At 53.8% G+C, this 1285-nt stretch carries 1 rRNA gene (running past one end of the window); it reads right to left on the reverse strand.

Annotated features, from left to right (window positions below):
* A 23S ribosomal RNA gene (locus tag DFP85_RS18655) occupies window positions 1-1157 on the reverse strand; its annotated part reaches 1724 nt to the left of the window's first position; the annotation flags it as partial.
* Window positions 1158-1285 lie beyond the last annotated feature (128 nt).

A 1285-nucleotide genomic window follows, 5' to 3' on the forward strand; every position in this document is an offset into this window, starting at 1 on the left:
CACACCCGTAGCTTCGGTACCTGGTTTGAGCCCCGTTACATCTTCCGCGCAGGCCGACTCGACTAGTGAGCTATTACGCTTTCTTTAAAGGATGGCTGCTTCTAAGCCAACCTCCTAGCTGTCTGAGCCTTCCCACATCGTTTCCCACTTAACCAGGATTTCGGGACCTTAGCTGACGGTCTGGGTTGTTTCCCTTTTCACAACGGACGTTAGCACCCGCTGTGTGTCTCCCACGCGTCACTCACCGGTATTCGGAGTTTGCCTCGGGTTGGTAAGTCGGGATGACCCCCTAGCCGAAACAGTGCTCTACCCCCGGCGGTGCTACGTGAGGCGCTACCTAAATAGCTTTCGAGGAGAACCAGCTATCTCCGGGCTTGATTAGCCTTTCACTCCGATCCACAAGTCATCCAAATCTTTTTCAACAGATCCTGGTTCGGTCCTCCAGTTGATGTTACTCAACCTTCAACCTGCTCATGGATAGATCGCCCGGTTTCGGGTCTATTCCCAGCGACTGGTCGCCCAGTTAAGACTCGCTTTCGCTACGCCTCCCCTATACGGTTAAGCTCGCCACTGAAAATAAGTCGCTGACCCATTATACAAAAGGTACGCGGTCACATGACATGCATGCTCCCACTGCTTGTACGCATACGGTTTCAGGATCTATTTCACTCCCCTCTCCGGGGTTCTTTTCGCCTTTCCCTCACGGTACTGGTTCACTATCGGTCAGCCAGGAGTATTTAGCCTTGGAGGATGGTCCCCCCGTCTTCAGTCAAGGTTTCTCGTGCCCCGACCTACTCGATTTCACGACACTCAGATTTCGGCTACGGGACTATCACCCGCTATGGTCAGGCTTCCCAGCCTGTTCGCCTATCAGTCGTGCCGCTTAAGGGCTAGTCCCCGTTCGCTCGCCGCTACTGGGGGAATCTCGGTTGATTTCTTTTCCTCGGGGTACTGAGATGTTTCAGTTCCCCCGGTTCGCCTCCCAACACCTATGGATTCAGTGTGGGATACCCACGTTACCGTGGGTGGGTTTCCCCATTCAGAAATGCCCGGGTCACAGGTTGTTTGCCACCTCGCCGAGCCTTATCGCAGGCTTCCACGTCTTTCATCGCCTCTGGCTGCCTAGGCATCCACCGTATGCGCTTCATCGCTTGACCATATAACCCCAAGAGGTCTGGTCCGCGATGACGATCGACAATTGCCGGATACGCTTGAGACGTATCTCGTGTCCCTTTCTCTCGAAAGGAACGTTTGTCAGCATGATTCACATTGTTAAAGAGCAACT

The organism is Halomonas ventosae, assembly GCF_004363555.1.
In the GTDB taxonomy this organism is placed as follows: domain Bacteria; phylum Pseudomonadota; class Gammaproteobacteria; order Pseudomonadales; family Halomonadaceae; genus Halomonas; species Halomonas ventosae.